14 protein-coding genes are annotated in these 18,068 nt (G+C 46.5%); 1 reads left to right on the top strand and 13 read right to left on the bottom strand.

Annotation, left to right across the window (positions count from 1 at the left end):
• Positions 1-128 precede the first annotated feature (128 nt).
• Positions 129-1,016 carry an energy transducer TonB gene (locus CUR83_RS04190; RefSeq protein WP_284719137.1) on the bottom strand — a complete coding sequence of 296 codons (888 nt, stop codon included), beginning with the start codon at positions 1,014-1,016 and terminating at the stop codon, positions 129-131.
• A gap of 332 nt (positions 1,017-1,348) precedes the next feature.
• On the opposite strand from CUR83_RS04190, the gene CUR83_RS04185 reads away from it, so the two are divergent.
• Entirely contained in the window at positions 1,349-2,128 is a 780-nt protein-coding gene (locus CUR83_RS04185) for a hypothetical protein (RefSeq protein ID WP_284719136.1), read from the top strand.
• Between the two features lie 100 nt (positions 2,129-2,228).
• Here CUR83_RS04185 and CUR83_RS04180 read toward each other — a convergent pair whose 3' ends face one another.
• The 12 genes from CUR83_RS04180 to nuoC form a co-directional block, all read right to left on the bottom strand.
• Positions 2,229-3,044, bottom strand: coding sequence for a ferredoxin--NADP reductase (locus CUR83_RS04180; RefSeq protein WP_284719135.1), 816 nt, complete (start codon positions 3,042-3,044; stop codon positions 2,229-2,231).
• 177 nt (positions 3,045-3,221) lie between these two features.
• The gene (gene nuoN / locus CUR83_RS04175) at positions 3,222-4,700 is read right to left on the bottom strand and encodes an NADH-quinone oxidoreductase subunit NuoN (protein ID WP_284719134.1); all 1,479 of its coding nucleotides are present in this window, start codon (positions 4,698-4,700) and stop codon (positions 3,222-3,224) included.
• Between the two features lie 3 nt (positions 4,701-4,703).
• Positions 4,704-6,326: an NADH-quinone oxidoreductase subunit M gene (gene nuoM, locus CUR83_RS04170; protein ID WP_201587839.1), complete on the bottom strand. Its 1,623-nt coding sequence runs from the start codon at positions 6,324-6,326 to the stop codon at positions 4,704-4,706.
• Positions 6,327-6,331: 5 nt separating this feature from the next.
• On the bottom strand, positions 6,332-8,206 hold the full coding sequence (gene nuoL, locus CUR83_RS04165; protein WP_284719133.1) for an NADH-quinone oxidoreductase subunit L: 1,875 nt from the start codon (positions 8,204-8,206) through the stop codon (positions 6,332-6,334).
• Between the two features lie 4 nt (positions 8,207-8,210).
• A complete protein-coding gene (nuoK, locus tag CUR83_RS04160; protein ID WP_025653102.1) occupies positions 8,211-8,519 on the bottom strand; it encodes an NADH-quinone oxidoreductase subunit NuoK in 309 nt (102 codons plus the stop codon).
• A gap of 98 nt (positions 8,520-8,617) precedes the next feature.
• Positions 8,618-9,349 carry an NADH-quinone oxidoreductase subunit J gene (gene nuoJ, locus CUR83_RS04155; protein WP_284719132.1) on the bottom strand — a complete coding sequence of 244 codons (732 nt, stop codon included), beginning with the start codon at positions 9,347-9,349 and terminating at the stop codon, positions 8,618-8,620.
• The gene (gene nuoI, locus CUR83_RS04150; RefSeq protein ID WP_010198902.1) at positions 9,346-9,894 is read right to left on the bottom strand and encodes an NADH-quinone oxidoreductase subunit NuoI; all 549 of its coding nucleotides are present in this window, start codon (positions 9,892-9,894) and stop codon (positions 9,346-9,348) included. Before nuoI ends, nuoJ begins: the two co-directional genes overlap by 4 nt.
• A 55-nt stretch (positions 9,895-9,949) precedes the next feature.
• Positions 9,950-10,942 carry an NADH-quinone oxidoreductase subunit NuoH gene (nuoH, locus tag CUR83_RS04145; RefSeq protein WP_284719811.1) on the bottom strand — a complete coding sequence of 331 codons (993 nt, stop codon included), beginning with the start codon at positions 10,940-10,942 and terminating at the stop codon, positions 9,950-9,952.
• Positions 10,943-10,994: 52 nt separating this feature from the next.
• Positions 10,995-14,075, bottom strand: a complete 3,081-nt coding sequence (gene nuoG, locus CUR83_RS04140) for an NADH-quinone oxidoreductase subunit NuoG (RefSeq protein ID WP_284719131.1) — start codon at positions 14,073-14,075, stop codon at positions 10,995-10,997.
• 10 nt (positions 14,076-14,085) lie between these two features.
• Complete coding sequence (nuoF, locus tag CUR83_RS04135) at positions 14,086-15,510, bottom strand: NADH-quinone oxidoreductase subunit NuoF (protein WP_284719130.1); 1,425 nt, start codon at positions 15,508-15,510, stop codon at positions 14,086-14,088.
• A complete protein-coding gene (gene nuoE, locus CUR83_RS04130) occupies positions 15,507-16,016 on the bottom strand; it encodes an NADH-quinone oxidoreductase subunit NuoE (RefSeq protein WP_058024550.1) in 510 nt (169 codons plus the stop codon). The genes nuoF and nuoE overlap by 4 nt, the downstream gene beginning before the upstream one ends.
• A gap of 167 nt (positions 16,017-16,183) precedes the next feature.
• The gene (gene nuoC, locus CUR83_RS04125) at positions 16,184-17,959 is read right to left on the bottom strand and encodes an NADH-quinone oxidoreductase subunit C/D (RefSeq protein WP_284719129.1); all 1,776 of its coding nucleotides are present in this window, start codon (positions 17,957-17,959) and stop codon (positions 16,184-16,186) included.
• Positions 17,960-18,068 lie beyond the last annotated feature (109 nt).

The following is an 18,068-nucleotide window of genomic DNA, read 5'->3' as shown; positions in this document are numbered from 1 at the left end:
AATCTTAATTGCCGATTAATTTTAATTATTGTCGTCAAATATTATGACGTATTCGTTGATATTCTATGTTTATTTATCGTGTCACTGATTTTTTATCGCTTTAGTTTTGTAGTTTTCGTTTTGTGGCGTTAGTAGGTGACATTCACTTCGTCGCTATAGCGATAAGTACGTATCAGTCGTAACTCGACAATATCACTCATCTCTTTGGTAAATTGTCCAAAAGGTGCTGCTTGTCGTACTGACTGTTTTGCGGCCTCATCCAGTATCGTCGAATTTGAGCTTTCTAACAGACGAATGGCTTTGATATTGCCATTATTACTAATGATGACCATGAGCCGCACTTCACCCGTAATGCCTTGCGCCCGTGCTTGCACAGGATAATGCAGATTGCCGACACGCTCGACATGCTCACGGAAGGTATTGATATAGTCAGCTGCTGCCCCGCGCGTGGTCGAGTTACTATCCATAGTGACCACTTTGGATTTGGTCGCATAGACTTGCTGACGTTGAGACAATTGCGCTTCTAAAGTAGCGATTTGCTTACGCAGACGCGCTTCTTGTGCCATGATGTCATCTTGTGCTTGTTTGCTATCATTATCCGACTCTACGCTCGCCTGACGCCAGCTTAACGTGGTGCGCAGATAGCTCTCTTGGTAGCGCTGCTGTCGAACTTGGCGCTGTAGATTGATGACGTCTTGTGTCTCACTCATTTGCTCAGCAGACAATGGACTCACTTGGTCATTCTCTTGTCTCAGTCGCTCCTCTATGGTGCCGCCGCCTTCTTGTGAGGCGTTGGCAATAAAATGCGCGTCTTCGTTTGGCTGCATATTATCGGTGAGCGCCTTTGCCACATCCTGCATCATAGCAGCCGGGTCTTTACCCATCGAAAAGCTGATGCCAAAAATAATCAATACGTGTATGGCGACCGCAATGACAATCGCTACAGGTAAGCTCACATCACGCTTGGGAGGCTGCGCCGAAAAATGGTAGCTCTGTGAGTCTTTGATATAGGCCACAATGGGTCTCAGCTGATAGGTAAGGCGTATGGTTTATGAATGAGCATGTAGTGATATGCACGATATATGTCGGCGCTATCATAACATGACATAAAACTATGTCGCTAGCCCAACCGATAGGGTCGAGAGATGGCGCTAATCAGTCAGTGTTTACAACCTTTCATCTACTTAAAACAAATCCCTATCACTAAAAATGTTATAAAACAGATATCGTCTTTATGATATCAAATGAATTGTCATAAAACGCATGTGTCCATTTTGAAGCCACGGTATTTGTTATATACTGTTTTAGAATGGTAGTGCTAAGCCCTATAATTATAAGGATAATAAGTTTGAGCGACTTTGATAACGTGAATAATTCAGACAGTTTTGACGAGTTCTTTGAGAACATCGGCTATCGTTTTGACGAATCACTTGATAGTGGTTGGGAGCGTATCGCTCAATCGGTTAAAGACATCTATCATAAAACGACAGAGAAACTCGAAGATGAGATATCCCTACCAGTCGCACAAAAATACGTCAACGAGGCGCTACAAAGCTTTGTGACGGATAATGTAAAAGCCATACTAGAGCTGCGCGTTGAAATGCATGATGATTGGTTTCGCTTATACTGCACGGTTGATGCTGGCGGTATTTACGCTGAAGTGGCCAGTAATTTTAGTTTGATACATGTGCAGCTCGATCGTAATGTCCAACGTTTTGTGTTTGGTCAGCAGACGTATACCGATATATTAAATCTACGCTGCGAGTCTTTTGTTAAGCGCCAAGGGATCAAGCTTGCTATTTGGTTTTATCATAGCGTCCTCAAAAAAGACCCATTGGGCTTTATTCTCTCCTACGTCAATATTGCTCGCCCAAAAGATGAAGTGATTTACCTCGATATTAACCGCTGGCTAAAAAACAACAAAAAGATCATGAGTACGTTGTATAAAGTACAGGTCAACTATGGAAAGCTTGAAGAAGAGCAAATGGTTTTGAAGGCGCAGATTAACTACCGTGACTTATTGGCCTCAAGCAATAACGAAGATATCATTAGCGACGATGATGAGCCGCAATTGATGCAAGGCCCTATCAACCCTGTAGACGATGCCACCGAACCCAGCCGAGAATAACGATCCATAAACGATGTCTCCAAAAAAACGCTACATCTCACAGGTTATTAGCCTGATAGATGCAGCGTTTTTTATTAAATGAGACAATCGTCAGCTGCCCCTACCAATAGTTCTCAACAGCGATATTACCCTCACCTCGGCGATTCATCACCAGACCCAATGTCTTCAATGCCTCTTTGGTATCATCCACCATATCTGGGTTACCACATAGCATGACATGCGTCGTATCGACATCCAAATCGATACCCGCGCGCGCTTGCAACGTGCCTTCTAATAACAGCTTTGGTAGTCGCTCTGATAACGCGCCGTCGACAGACTCTCGGGTGACGATAGGAATAAAGATCAGCTTTGCCGGATTATCCACCAGCGAGCCAAAGTCTTCTTGCAAGCGCTCGATTTGCTCAACGTACGCAAGCTCATCCGTCGAGCGTGCGCTATAGGCTAGCACGATATGCTCGTAATCTTCCCATGTCTTTAGGTCTTGTAGCATCGATAAAAATGGTGCAAGACCAGTCCCTGTGGCGAGCAGCCACAAATCCTTTGGCAATGGTTTTTGATAACGCGCTAACGTTAAGAATCCAAATGGCATGGTATTAAGCAGTAACTCATCGCCCACTTGTAGATGTTGCAGCTGTGAGGTAAAGGCACCATCAGGAATCACAATGGAGAAAAACTCTAGCACCTCATCGAATGGCGAAGACACAATCGAATACGCTCGAAAGATATCTTCATTCAATGCTTCATCACTTGCCTCAACCTGTTGGTAATATTTCAACTGGCTGGGATTGACGCCCAAGCGCACAAACTGTCCGGCAGTAAACTTAAAACTATCAGGACGGCTGACGGTAAAGCTAAATAAATTTGGCGTCCATGTGGTTTTGCTGAGCACCGTTACCGTTTGAATATTATCACTCATAACTGTTCATCACTCATATTTTATTAAATGGTATTTTTATAAGATAAGTTTGCCAAAGACAAAAATTAAGCAAAAAAAGATGCGCCAAGCTTATCATAAAGCGGGCGCATCTTGGTTTTTTAACCGTAACAACAGATAAGCAGCAAATGGCTTATCTTATCGCATAAATCATCGAATCTACCAAATACGAGCCAAGCTTGCCCATTCGATCATACTATTTGGCAAAATACCAAAGAACAGGATAATGGCCGTCACCGCAATAACCATAATACCGCCGGTACGAATACCCCATTGTCCGGACACGTCAAACTCGATGAACTGCTTAGGACGCTTGAACAGTGTGAGTAACACGCGCAAGTAGTAGAATAGACCAATCGCACTACCTAGGATAATCATCGCAGCTAAGAACCAGTTGGTTCCTTGTACAGCAGCCAATATCGCAAATAGTTTGGTGATAAAGCCTGCGGTCAATGGAATACCAGCCAGTGATAACATCATGATAGTCATCACTGCCGTCAATACTGGACGACGCCAGAATAGCCCTTGATAATGTGTCAGCTCATCGGCCTCACCAGATAGGCGATATGGACTCGACATCAATGTCACCACACCAAAGGCACCGATAGACGTAAAGGCATACACCGCCATATACATACTAGAAATGCTATCAGCAGCAGCGCCAATACTGACGATGACGATCATCACATAACCCATATGGGCAATGGATGAATAACCCAATAGACGTTTGAGGCTGGTCTGACGCACAGCCAACAAGTTACCTACCAAGATAGACAAGGTTGCCATCACCATTAATAACATTTGCACCGATGGCAATGCTAATAAAGAGGTATCGATTAAGAATCGAACCGCCAGCGCCATCATGGCAACTTTTGAGACAGACGCCAAAAAGGTCGCGATAGGGACAGGTGCCCCTTGATATACATCTGGCGTCCACATATGAAAGGGCGCAGCCGAGAGTTTAAAGGCGATACCAAACATCATCATCGCCGCACCCAATATCAGTAGTGGCGATTCAAAAATATTGCCTAGCACCATACTGATTGGCTTAAATGCCAACGAGCCAACCTCTGCATAAATAAAGGCCATACCCATCAAAAGTGTTGCTGATGCGGTCGCTGAGAGCACTAGATACTTGAGCCCCGACTCAAGCGAGCGGTTACGCATATAAGTATAAGCGAGCAAACCATATAATGGCACTGACAGCATCTCAAGACTCATAAAGAATGACGCCATATGCTGAGCACTGACCATGAGTAATGCACCAATGGTCGATAGCAGCATGAGCAAGTATAGCTCTTCTTTATTGTCTTTTAGATCGGCCAGATACGCATACGATAGCGTACAACACGCCAAGGCACAAACTAGAACTATCACCATATTGAACTGAGCAAAGTTATCAATCACAAATAACTGCTCAGCATTTGGCGCAATAGCACCGCTTTCAATAAAGCCCGTCATTTGCCCAAGTAACGTAACCAGAGCAATATTCAAACCGACTACGGTGATTGTACCAGTGACCATATGCGAGCGCTTGATAGTGATGGCAATCATCACCACGAGTACCGTAATCACTACGGCGATAATCGGCGCGTAAGGCACAAGCCCTATCAAATCATTCATTGTAATCTCATTCATGACTTAACGTGCCTCCATTACATCAAGCAGTTGCGACGCATCTACCTGTGTCACTTGACTGTATATATATGCATTATTGATCCACTGCATCGCGTGACTTGAGGTATCAAGGAACGGCTGTGGATATAATCCGAGCCATACCAAACCAGCCGCTAACATCAATAGTAATGACAGCTCGCGCTTGCCCAAATCTTTTAATCTACGTGCAGGCAAACCATGTGACTTAGTCTCTCGCTCTGCCAATGCAGCGATGTTGTTTTCACCAAATAACGCGCGATGAATCAAAATAAGTGAGTATAGACCTGCAAGCACCAAGCTGAATGTTGCAAACACTACAAACACAGGATACTGAGCAAAGGAGCCAAATAAAATCATGAACTCGCCAATGAAGTTACCTGTACCTGGAATACCAAGCAACGCCGCACAGAAGAACATCAATATCGGTGCGTAGTAACGGAACTGTCCCCACATACCACCCATCAAGGTCAAATCACGTGTATGCAGACGCTCATATAGCTGCCCTGCCATGATAAATAGTGCGGCTGAGCTAAGCCCGTGCGCAAGCATCTGAATCATCAGACCTTGTAAGCTGAGTAATGTTCCAGCATAGATTGCTAGTACCACAAAGCCCATGTGCGAGATACTGGTATACGCTAGCAAACGCTTCATGTCGGTCTGCATAAACGCGAGCCAAGCACCGTAGAAGATACCAATCGTACCTAGAGTTATAGCTATCGGTGCAAACTCTTGTGACGCTACTGGGAATAGCGGCAACACAAAACGAATCAAACCATAGGCAGCCGTCTTAATGAGCACACCTGCCAAATCCACCGAACCTGCCGTTGGTGCCTGCGCATGCGCATCTGGCAACCAGCCATGAAAAGGTACAATAGGCAACTTCACCGCAAAACCAATGAAGAAGCACAGCATGATGGGATATTCCCAGCCGCCAAGTGACGTACCGAGCAAGTCATTATAGTTAAAGCTGACCACCCCAGTTTGGGCGTAGCTGATAATGACCAATACCAAAATACCGATGAGCATGATAAGCCCAGACGCTTGGGTATAGATAAAGAATTTGGTTGCGGCGTATTCTTTGGTTTTGCCAACCACATCATGACCCCAAAGCGCGATCAAGAAATAGATAGGAACCAGCATCATCTCCCAAAAGAAGAAGAATAAGAACAGATCAATCGCTAAGAAAACCCCGATAACGCCGCCCAAACTCCATAGCAAGTTTAGGTGGAAAAAGCCAACGCGGCGCTGAATCTCATTCCACGAACAGGCAACAGCTGCCACACCAAGCAAGCCTGTTAAGACTACCATCATCAATGACAAACCATCTAGCGCCAAGTGGAAGCTAATACCAAAGCTCGGTATCCACGGCACACTAAATTCAGCGACCCAAGGCACGGCAGCATCTGGCGCGATGACCTGCTTACTCATACCGCTAAAATCACCCTGCTGCCAAAGTACTAATGACAAAGCAAAGGTCAACATCATACCGATCAAGGCAATCCAGCGCGGCAGACGTTTATTAAATCGCTCCACCAACCAGCATAGCAATCCTGCAATAAAAGGAATTGCGATTAATGCTGGCAGCATCCACGTTTGTTGTAACTCCATCATCTTTACACCACCGTTATCATTACCAGCACCAGCAATACAGCCATACCCAAGCCAAAGCTTGTGGCATAACCTCGAAGAGACCCTGTTTGCGTCGCAGACAATACTTTATTACCTGCCGAAGCCAGCTTAGGCAAGAATAGCCACGTTTTATCGATAGGGTCGGCTTTTAATAAGCGGCCGATGAACAAAAAGGGTTTTACAAAAATTATATCGTATAGCGCATCGAAACCTAGGCCGTGATAGCACCAATGATATAGCGCCCCGCCAATACGTGAGCGCTTAAAGCTCATGAGCATGCGACCTTTATTGACGACATATAATAGTGCTGCCAATATCAAACCGGCCACCATCGCACCCATCGCGATATACTCTGCGGTGTGCTTAGCATGGTCTTGACCCGCGACTTCTAATAAGTGACCCACGCTCTCTGGCAATACGCCTTGCAGTGGCGGCGTAATCCATGCACCAACAGCGGTAGACAATACAAGTAATACCGATAAAGGTAACCAGTACGACACCCCTGATAGCTTGTGCGCATGGGTTTTTTCTTCACCGAAGAATATGATCCAAATCATACGGAACGTATAGATTGCGGTTAAGAATGCGCCGAACACACCCATATAGAATAGTACTAAGTGACCTGTGGCATAAGTTTCCCAAAGAATCGCTTCTTTAGAATAAAAACCAACGGTAACCCAAGGTATCGCCGCGAGCGCACCGCCACCAATGATATAACACCAAAATACCAATGGTATCTTTTTACGCAGACCGCCCATTTTAAAGATATCTTGCTCATGATGTACCGCAAGAATAACCGCACCTGATGATAAGAATAATAATGCTTTAAAGAAAGCATGGGTCATCAAATGGAAGATTGCCCCTTGCCACGCACCCACGCCAAGCGCTAAGAACATATAGCCAATTTGACTCATGGTTGAATACGCAAGGATACGTTTAATGTCTGTTTGTGCGAGCGCACAGAATCCAGCAACGACCAGCGTCAATGCCCCGACGCCACCAACCCAATATAATAAGATGCCTGGGGTCAACTCAAACAATGGATGCAAGCGGGCAATCAGATAAACGCCAGCCGTTACCATTGTTGCCGCGTGAATCAATGCCGATACGGGTGTTGGACCTGCCATCGCATCAGCAAGCCATGTGTGTAGTGGCAACTGCGCTGATTTACCCATTGCGCCGCCGACCAACATCATCGTGGTAAGCATCATCGTTGGATTATTGATATCGAACACTTCTGGCGCGCGCGTAATAATCTCTTGAATATTAAGCGTACCGAATTCGCGGAATAATAAGAACAAACCGAAGGCTAAGAACACATCACCAACACGCGTGACGGTAAAGGCTTTCATCGCGGCGCGACCGTTGGCTCTGTCATGGTAATAATAACCAATCAATAAGTACGAACAGATACCCACGCCTTCCCAGCCAAGATATAGCAAGAACAAATCATCTGCGAGTACCAGTAACAGCATGCTGGCCACAAACAAGTTCATATAGCTAAAGAAACGGGCAAAGCCAGTGTCGCCTTTCATATACCAAGAGGCAAACAGATGAATCAAAAAGCCAATCCCAGTAATGATGCCTGTCATAGTCAATGCAAGACCATCAAAGCTCAAGCCAAAATGCGGCGCAAAGTCGCCAACTTGGAACCATGTCCATAGCGGAACTTCAATTACCGTTCCAGCTGGATTGGTGGTCAAAAAGGTATAGCTAACGACTAGCGTACATAATGCTGATAACAGCATGCTACCCACGCCGACAATCGCTGCGACCGTCTCTGATAGTTTGTCGCGCATAAAGGCTAAAATCAAAAAGCCAATGAGCGGGAATATAAAGGTTAATGGTAATAAACTCATGACATCATCCTTTCATCTCATTGGCGCTATCGACATCGAGATGCCCACGCTGATGATAAAAACGCAATAATATTGCCAGACCAATCGACGCTTCAGCCGCGGCCAAGGTCAAAATAAAGATAAACATAATCTGCCCGTCTGGATCGACCCAGCGACTACCTGCCACGACAAATGCTAGTGCTGCCGCATTCATCATGATCTCAAGACTCATGAGCATAAATAAGAAGTTACGTCGTACCATGACGCCGCACAGACCAATAGCAAATAAAATACCTGCCAAAATAAGTCCATGGCTCATGGGTATCATACCCAGTACATTTTGCGCCTCAGCAACTGGCTGTACTAAGCCTGCCACCTCGTGGGCAAACGGCACGTTTGACACCTCTTGTGCCACGCTTGCTGCTAGTACCATTAGTCTGCCTCCTTGCGCGTCACTTTGTTCGCACCTGTGTTCATGCCTATCTTCATACCAACATAGTCATGCGGGTCAACATCTTTATATTCGTAGGGCTTAGCCATTTCTACGCCATCATGCTGTGTAAGCGCACTGTCATTGTCATATTGTTTGATACTGCCTACACTTGGCTGAAAGTCTTGACTCGCATGATCGACGATCTCTTCATCAATCGACTCTTTACCTAAGTGATATGCCGCCACCAAAGCCGCTAATAGTAACAAAGCTGCAATTTCAACCAGCATGATATATTTGGTAAATAGCACCGTACCGACTGCTTTGGCAGAGATAGTCGTGCCACCCATCATAACGGCCTCATCATGACCCATACCAATCATTGCATAGAGCACAACGGCAATGATTATCGTCAATCCTGTCGGTATCGCCCAAGTACCAGCATCGAGCCAACGCTCTTCGCGCTCATCATTACTCATGCCCAAGTTCAGCATCATGATAACGAAAACAAATAGCACCATAATGGCACCAGCATAAACAACAATCTCTAGCGCACCTGCAAACGGCGCTCCTAATACAAAGAATATCCCAGCAATTGCCAGCAACGATACAATCATCGATAAGATAGCATGCACTGGATTGGCCTGAGTCACGACGCGCAGACTGGCAAATATCGCCACTGTTGCAAGTGAATAAAACCCAGCCAGTTCAGGATGGTTCAAAATATTCATCATGGTAGCAAGCTCCTTAGATCAATCGGTGCAGATTCGTTTTGTGCTGCACCTTTTGGTTTATCTGCTACCGCCATACCTGTCACACGATAATAGTTATAATCAGGGTATTTACCTGGTCCTGAAATGAGCAAATGCTCTTTTTCATAGACCAAATCTTGGCGCTTATATTCACCCAGCTCAAAATCTGGGGTCATTTGAATCGCTGTCGTTGGACAGGCTTCTTCACACAATCCACAAAAGATACAGCGTGAGAAGTTAATTCTAAAAAACTCTGGATACCAGCGTCCATCTTCACGCTCGGCTTTTTGTAATGAGATACACCCTACCGGACATGCCACCGCACACAAGTTACAAGCGACGCAGCGCTCGTCTCCATCAGGATCACGCGTGAGGACAATACGTCCACGAAAACGCGGCGGCACAGGTACCGGCTCTTCAGGATAAAGGATGGTGTCACGCGGTCTGAGCGCATGACTATTGACCATCCACATGCTGCGGACAATGGTAAATATACCAATGACGGTCTTTTTTATGGTAGTAAACATGGGATTATTATCCTTATCAGCTTTACCCTAGTTCATCAGTGATGGCTAGTAATGACTATAACGTTGGGGAAAAGATCAAAATGACCGCAGCAGTGATTAATAGATTAATCAGCGTTACTGGCAGACATACTTTCCAGCCAAAGTTCATCACCTGATCATAACGCGGACGCATGAGTGAGCCTCGAGCCAAAATAAACATGGTCATAAAGAACAGCGTTTTAATCATGAACCAAAAAGCTGGTGGAATAAATGGGATATCTAAATTGAACGGCGCAAGCCAACCGCCAAAGAACAAGCAAGTCATCAAGGCAGAAATCAAGACAACGTTGACATACTCACCAATGAAGAACATACCAAACTTCATGCCCGAATATTCGACATGATAGCCTTCAGCCAGTTCTTGCTCTGCTTCTGGTTGGTCAAATGGATGTCTGTGCGTAACCGCCACACCCGCCACCACAAAGGTTAAAAACCCAAAAAACTGCGGAAAGATATACCAACCGTCCGCTTGTGACTCAACAATGGCGCGTAAGTTAAATGAACCTGTCAGTGCAACAACGCCCATCAACGACAACCCTAAAAACACTTCGTAACTGATCGTCTGTGCAGCTGAGCGCAAACCACCGAGTAGCGAGAATTTGTTAGCAGATGCCCAACCACCGAACATCACGGCATATACCGCAATACCCGCCATGGCAAAGAAAAACAAAATACCAATATCCCAATCAACCACGCCAAGTGTTGGCGAGATAGGAATAATGGCAAATGAAGCCAGTGCCGTGAACATCGCGACCGCAGGTGCCAAGGTGAACATAAACTTATCAGTAAAGTTTGGTGTCCAATCTTCTTTAAAAAAGATTTTGAGCATGTCAGCGACTAACTGCAACGAACCAAAAGGCCCTACGCGGTTTGGACCATAACGATCTTGCCATAATGCCAGCATGCGGCGCTCATAGACAATCATCATTGCGGCAACCAATACCACGACCAAAAAGATGACTAGCGATTGACCCACCAAAAACAGAATAGACCAAGTATCAAAGCTCATGCTACCCGCCAAAAAGCTTGGCACATCAGGGATAATACGGGTAACTTGCATATTACACCTCCTGTGTGGTGGTCGGCGCTGCGTTCATTTGCGCTGTGTCGTTATTGTTCATTATATCGTTAGCCATGCTACCCATCATCGTTACTGGTGCGTCTACTTTACGTACCGACGCTGGCATTGATGGGTGAATGATACTCACCTGCCCGACTGGGTAACCGATACAGCCTTCAGCCAAATAACCAACCAGCTGTACTGGCAAGGTGATTTGTTGCTTATCAATTTCAATCGCCAAGTAATCACCAGTAGCAATATTCCAGTCTTTGGCATCATCTATACCGATACGCCATGCTGCAACTGGCAGCTGCTCTGCGACGATTGGGCTACGTGATGCCATCATTGAGCTGGCATAGATATTATGAATCGGTACTAGCTTCGCTTGGCCTTGCTGTAAGTCAGTTGTATTCGAAGACATGGCTTCTGGCGCCACATATTGACGAGTGGCTAGGCGCTCTAGCTGATCGAACAAACGCACCCCTGGATCACCATTTTTCAGATGTCCGCCGACTTTGTCTTGGTATTTGTTCCATGCCTGCGGGGAGTTCCAACCTGCCGCATTGGCAAAAGGAATCATCGAGCTTGGTGCTTCTTTACCGCTATAACCTTCCATTGAGAAGGTCAAACCAGTGTCCAAATCTTTTGGCTGCATCGGCTCATGCACTGAGATTGGCGCACGCATAGCAGTACGACCTGAGTAACGGCGCGGTTGACGCGCGATTTTCAGACCAGTCATACGGTAATCCGCTTCAGGCGCAGCGCCTTTGATACCTGCAAGCTTAGGATGGGTGGCAATCAATGCATTGATAACATCATCTAGCTGCGTCCAGTCGACATCACGACCTTCAATACTGCTATGCACCGCATGTATCCAGCGCCAGCCTTCTTTAATACTGCTCATCGGATGGTAGTATTCGTTGTCATAAACTTGGAAGAAACGCTGCGCACGACCTTCAGCTGATATCAATGTGCCATCCGCTTCTGCAAAGCTAGCCGCTGGCAGTACGATATCGACGTCCTTATGCCAATCAAGCAGCTGATGATCTAACGCAATGACCGTTTTATCAGTCAGTAGCTGCGTCAATTTATTGGCATCAATCGCATCTGTTAGCTGGTTTTCTGCAACCACAACCACATCGTAATCAGAGGCTAGCAGCTCTTCAACTGACTGACCGCCAAGCATACAAACGCCCATGCTATTGGCATCAGGAACCGTTAGATAGATACCTGCTTGTGCCTGATACTGTGCGTTCACTTCTTTTAACTCAAGGTTTTCAGCAGGTGCGCGTTCGACATTATCCTGCGCTTCTGTATTTACGCCCGTTTCCGGTTTGTTTGGCTTAGCAGATAAATCTTGGTCTTCTTCAGGTTGGTCATTAGCCGCTTTCGCTTGCGCTGCCTGTACTTTGGCATTATGTGCCTCAACTTGCTGCTGCTCAGTCGCTTTGATTGCTGCACGTTTTTGGGTCAACGCTTGGGTAATCTGTGCTGCTGCTTCTATCAATGCGGTAGAAGACAAGCTGCTACCCGAGACAACTAACGGCTTATCAGCTTGAATCAAATCATAAGCGATTTGTTTGGCCAACGCTTGCATACCATCAGTCTCAGTACTAGCATCAGCATTTTGTTCAGCTGCTTGTGGATCTGCTATGTCTGCTAAGTCATCAGCGAAGCTCGCAATCTCATCAGCGACTTTGAAGCCAAGTTTAGTGATGTCTTCAGGGGTCGCCACTACGCTCACTTTACTGATATCTTCTAGCTTGGTTTGGGTTACATCGATGACATAGACTGGGCTTAGCGCATCTTGAGCGATACGTTTGACGGGTTCGGCAAGCCAAGGTTGCGTTTGCAGCGCCGCTGCCATTTTCAAACCTTCATTTTTTGCGGCTTGACGTACTGACAGCGCGACACGTGATGACGTTTGCGTGATATCTTCACCTAATACGAGCACTGCATCATGTGTCTCGATATCAGTCATGCTAGGGTTATAAATGCCTTCAGTGCTAAGCACTTCGATGCACTTATTGACCAGTGCTTGCTGCTGATGGTTCAGACCTGTTGAGAAATTATCAAAGCCGACCAGATTTTTTAGCGCAAAGTTAGTCTCTAAACTGGCACGTGGTGAGCCAATCCCGATTACCTTTTTATCTTTGATACGTTTGATGGTTTCATCAAGTGCGTAGTCAATATTGATTTTGACATGCTTATCATTGATACGTTCAAGCGCTTGGGTTGGACGATCCGCGCGGTTGACATAACCATAACCAAAGCGGCCACGGTCACATAAGAAATAGCGGTTTACGTCGCCGTTGTAGCGGTTTTCGATACGGCGCAATTCACCATAACGCTCACCCGGTGAGATATTACAGCCCGCTGAGCAGCCATGACAGATGCTTGGCGCATACTGCATGTCCCATTTACGGTTGTAGCGATCAGAATGCGTTTTGTCAGTGAATACCCCAGTTGGACACACTTCGGTTAAGTTGCCTGAAAATTCGCTTTCAAACTGACCATCTTTATCACGGCCAAAATACACGCGGTTGTTTGAGCCATATACCCCCAAATCTTCGCCGCCTGCGTAGTCTTTGTAAAAACGTACACAACGATAGCAAGCGATACAACGGTTCATTTCATGCGCGATGAATGGACCAAGCTCTTGGTTTTGATGCGTGCGTTTGGTAAAGCGATAGCGACGACGGCTGTGACCTGACATATAAGTCATGTCTTGCAAATGACAATGTCCACCCTCTTCACAGGTTGGACAGTCATGTGGATGGTTGGTCATGAGTAGCTCAACCATCGACTTGCGGAATGCTTTGGCTTCATCGTCAGTCACAGAGATGTACATGTCATCGCCAGGGGCGACCATACATGACATGACGAGACGACCACGACCTGCTTCCATATCGTCTTTATTCTGGAATTGCTTGACCGCGCACTGACGGCACGAGCCTACTGAGCCTAGGGCTGGATGATAACAAAAATACGGCACATCAATGCCGAGTGATAAGCAGGCTTGTAGTAAGTTGTCGCTGCTATCTACTTCGACAGTGGTTCCATCAATATGTATGACTGCCATGCCGCTCTCCTTATTTCACTGCTGGCTGTTGGTTGGCTGCCGCATCAATCACATCGACACCAACCGCCTGCGCGATTTTTTGATCAAACTCTGGACGGAAATATTTAATCGCACTCATGAGGGGTTCTACCGCACCTGGTGCATGGGCACAAAACGTCTTGCCAATCCATAAATCACGCGTCAGACCCTCTAGTTTTTCGACATCGCCCACTTGTCCCTCACCGTTATTGATAGCGGTCAGCAATTTGACGCCCCACGGTAGACCATCACGACACGGTGTACACCAGCCGCATGACTCACGCTGAAAGAAAATCTCAAGATTGCGCAGTAATGGCACCATGTCTTGTGATTCATCAACGACCATGATAAGCCCAGTACCCATACGGCTACCCGCTTCTTGAATGGTGTCAAAATCTACGACCACATCCAAATGATCGGCGGTTAAAAAGTCAGTCGAGGCGCCGCCCGGTAGCCAAGCTTTGAGCGTTTTACCATCTTTCATGCCACCTGCCAAATCCTCAATGATTTCGCGAGCGGTATAACCAAAGGGTAACTCCCAGAGACCTGGATCATTGACCAAGCCTGAACAGCCAAATAATTTGGTGCCCGGCGTTTTACTTTTACCTTTGATTTCAGATAATGACTGATACCACTCAACGCCGTGATTCAAAATCGCTGGCATATTGCATAAGGTCTCAACGTTGTTGACAACGGTTGGACGACCCCATGCCCCAGAGATTTGTGGGAACGGCGGCTTGGTACGGGGGTTGGCGCGGCGGCCTTCTAGGCTGTTGATCAAGGCGGTTTCTTCACCGCAAATATAACGTCCAGCGCCCGTATGTACATGCAGATTAAAACTAAAATCTGAGCCTAAAATATTGTCGCCCATCAGATTATTGGCTAGGCACTCATCGATAGCAGCGACCAAACGCTCAGCGGCCAAGATATACTCACCGCGGATAAAGATATAACCGTCAGTAGCACCAATCGCATGAGCGGTAATAAGCATACCTTCGATTAGCTGAAACGGTAGACGCTCCATTAAGAGGCGATCTTTAAACGTACCCGGCTCCATTTCATCCGCATTGCAGATGAGATAGCGCGGCAAACCATCTGGCGGCGACATAAATGACCATTTGAGACCTGCGTTAAAACCCGCACCACCGCGACCTCGAACATTGGCCGCTTTAATCATATTGCCGACGTCTTTAGGCGATTTAGATAGCGCTTCTTTTAGACCAGTGAAGCCTTTTAGAGACTCATAAGTGGCTAAATCAAGCACCGCATCATGATGCGCCAAACGCCACGTCAATGGCTTGGTTTCGCTAGTGGCTGTCGCTTTATCACCATAGATTGGAACACGCTGTGCATTTAGCTGGCTTGGCGCTTGGCCTTGACCGCGACGAGCAATTTGCTCTGAAATCGTTAAACTCATGCGTATAGCTCCAATAATTGCGCGACCTCAGATGGCTGGACAGGGCCGTAAGTGTCTTCATCAATCAGTACCGCTGGTCCCTTATCACAGTTGCCCAAGCAGCAAATTGGCAATAGCGTAAAACGTCCATCAGCAGTTGTCTGACCATACTCAATACCCAGCTGTGATCTGATCTCAGCTGACAACGCTTCATAACCTGTCAAATAACAAGCCACGGAGTCACAGATGAGAATCACATGGCGACCGACAGGCTGGCGATAGATACGGTTAAAGAAAGTGGCGACCCCATCCATGTCTGACATCGGGATGTCTAGGATGTTGGCAATAGCGTTTGCTTGCGCATCATCGACCCAGCCGTTGCGCTTTTGCACAATTTTTAGCGCATCTAATGAGGCAGCACGCGCCTGTGGGTAATGGTGCATAAACTCATGAATGGCAGCGATTTCCTCAGTGGTGAGGATGCTTTCCACATCTACTTTTGGCATTTTGTCGGAAACAATTTTCATAATCTTCTGTCTTTCCTCACTCATCCTGCTCTATCACAAGCCAATATCAGTCTACTTAAAACCGTGGTTATATCGACAAGCGACAGCATTTTGGTGTGCCATCAGGCAATAATATATTGATGAACAAATACTTTTTAAGCAGCGGTTTAACCTTAAAGATCAAAATCTTAACGATCGCAGTCCGCCATCACAATATCAATCGATGCCAAATACATAATGGCATCAGAAACCAGTGAGCCATTAATGACCGATGGCATCTGCTGTATATGAGCAAACGTTGGCGTACGGATACGCGTACGATAGCTCATTGTGGCTTTGTCTGAGGTAATATAATAACTGTTCAGACCTTTGGTCGCCTCGACAATCGTCGTACACTCACCCGCTGGCATTACAGGACCCCATGATACGGAGATAAAGTGGTTAATCAGCGTTTCGATATCGTTCAGTGTACGGTCTTTCGGCGGTGGTACGGCCAGTGGATGATCTGCCTTATAAGGGCCTTGTGGCATGTTGTCCATACATTGACGAATGATACGTAATGACTGACGCATCTCCTCAACTTTGACCATACAGCGATCGTAAGCATCACCGTTGTAGCCAACCGGTATCTCAAAATCGTAATTCTCATAGCCCATGTAAGGACGCGCTTTACGCAGGTCGAAGTCAACGCCTGTCGCGCGCAGACCAGCGCCCGTCACGCCCCAAGCCAATGCTTGCTTGGCATTATACTGAGCGACGTCTTGGGTACGGCCTTTGAGCACGCTGTTTTGTAGTGCTGCTTTGACATATTCGTCCAGGCGCTTAGGCATCCAATCTAAGAACTCACGCACCAAACGCTGCCAGCCACGTGGCAGATCAGCCGCCGTACCGCCAATACGGAACCAAGCCGGATGCATACGGTAGCCTGTCACGGCTTCGATGACGTCATAGGCTTTTTGGCGATCGGTAAACATATAAAATACAGGGGTCATACCACCTGCATCCTGAATGAATGTACCGACATACAATAGGTTGTTGGTAATACGGAAAAACTCGCTCATCATCACACGGATAGTCTCAGCGCGAGGTGGGACGGTAATGCCTGCGAGCTTTTCGACTGACATGATATAAGGCAGCTCATTCATCACACCGCCTAAATAATCGATACGGTCGGTATAAGGAATAAATGAGTGCCACGTCTGGCGCTCAGCCATTTTTTCTGCGCCGCGATGGTGATAGCCAATATCAGGGATACAGTCGACGACTTCCTCGCCATCCAACTGTAGTACCAAACGAAACGCACCGTGAGCAGAGGGATGGTTAGGACCGATGTTCAAGAACATAAAGTCTTCGTCACGACCTGAGCGCTTCATGCCCCACTCTTCTGGGACAAAACGTAGGTTTTCTTGCTCGTATTGCTGCTTGGCGGTATTCAAGAAATACGGGGTAAATTCAGTCGCACGCGCATGATATTCTTTACGCAGTGGATGACCTTCCCAATATTTTGGCAATAAAATACGGGTCAAATGCGGATGACCTGTAAAGACAATACCGAACATGTCCCACACTTCGCGCTCATACCAGTTGGCATTTGGCCAAATATTGGTCGCGCTTGGGACATTGAGGTCATCTTCGCTCAGTGCGACCTTGACACGTATATCACTATTGCGCTCAAGCGACATCAGGTGATAAAACACCGTAAAGTCACTGTCAGGCAAACCCGCACGATGCTGACGCAAGCGCTCATCTATCGCTGACAAGTCAAATAGCATGACGTAAGGCTTGGGCAGTTTGCGCAAAAATAAAAGCACGTCTAATAAATCTGCACGCGCCACCCAGACTGTTGGAATCTCATCCACAGTGTGCTGTACGACAAATTTACCAGCATACTTTTGCTCCAGCTCTGTGATGACGGCTGGGACGGGCTTGATCTTAGGATCTGTGTTTTCGACTACCGTGACCATGAATGATGTATTCCTTCATTAATCATAACTGAGCGATGTCAATCACAGTGAGGCTATGTCAGTCATAACCAAACCATGATGAGCGCATAAAATATTGAGGTTGCTAAAT

It is taken from the genome of Psychrobacter pocilloporae (genome assembly GCF_029872915.1).
Classification (GTDB): Bacteria; Pseudomonadota; Gammaproteobacteria; order Pseudomonadales; family Moraxellaceae; genus Psychrobacter; species Psychrobacter pacificensis.
Note: the sequence above shows the minus strand (reverse complement) of the source record. Positions and strands in the feature narration are given on the sequence as shown.